The sequence below is a fragment of the Niallia taxi genome (genome assembly GCF_004005475.1).
Lineage (GTDB): Bacteria > Bacillota > Bacilli > Bacillales > Cytobacillaceae > Niallia > Niallia taxi.
Map to the genome: position 1 here is coordinate 1 of NZ_RZTZ01000058.1, position 868 is coordinate 868.

The window sequence follows — 868 nt, forward strand, 5'->3', positions numbered from 1 at the left end:
GAGCCAGCCGCCTAAGGTGGGATAGATGATTGGGGTGAAGTCGTAACAAGGTAGCCGTATCGGAAGGTGCGGCTGGATCACCTCCTTTCTAAGGAAAAATGGATTTATTCCATTCATAGATTGTTGACAGTTTGTTGTTCAGTTTTGAGAGAGCAATGCTTTCTTATATGGGCCTATAGCTCAGCTGGTTAGAGCGCACGCCTGATAAGCGTGAGGTCGATGGTTCGAGTCCATTTAGGCCCACCATATAATGAAAAGAAATATTAAATACGGGGCCTTAGCTCAGCTGGGAGAGCGCCTGCCTTGCACGCAGGAGGTCAGCGGTTCGATCCCGCTAGGCTCCACCAATTTTTTTTGTTCTTTTGTTCTTTGAAAACTAAATCATATAGAAGAAAAACCAAGATAAAACCGAGTAATCGCCATCTTAGATTCTCTAATTATTAGAGAAATTGAGGGTAAAGAGAAACGAGCAGGTCGAGGAAGCGACGGAGTGAGCACCGGAGCGTACGAGAGTACGTGAGGAGCACAGCGAAGAAGCTGACAAAGAAATGCGAAGTTTATCTTTAGCCGAAAACAAGTTAAGTTAGAAAGGGCGCACGGTGGATGCCTTGGCACTAGGAGCCGATGAAGGACGGGACTAACACCGATATGCTTCGGGGAGCTGTAAGTAAGCTTTGATCCGGAGATTTCCGAATGGGGAAACCCACTATCCGTAATGGGATAGTATCGTTACTTGAATACATAGAGTAACTGAAGGCAGACCCGGGGAACTGAAACATCTAAGTACCCGGAGGAAGAGAAAGCAAACGCGATTCCCTTAGTAGCGGCGAGCGAAACGGGATTAGCCCAAACCAAGAGGCTTGCCTCT

Annotated in this window: 2 tRNA genes and 2 rRNA genes; all 4 read left to right on the top strand. The window is 47.1% G+C overall.

Annotation, left to right across the window (positions count from 1 at the left end):
- Nucleotides 1–88 (top strand): 16S ribosomal RNA (locus EM808_RS28380); the annotation flags it as partial.
- An 81-nt stretch (nucleotides 89–169) separates the two neighbouring features.
- Nucleotides 170–246, top strand: a tRNA-Ile gene (locus EM808_RS28385).
- Between the two features lie 25 nt (nucleotides 247–271).
- Nucleotides 272–347, top strand: a tRNA-Ala gene (locus tag EM808_RS28390).
- A gap of 229 nt (nucleotides 348–576) precedes the next feature.
- A 23S ribosomal RNA gene (locus EM808_RS28395) occupies nucleotides 577–868 on the top strand; the annotation flags it as partial.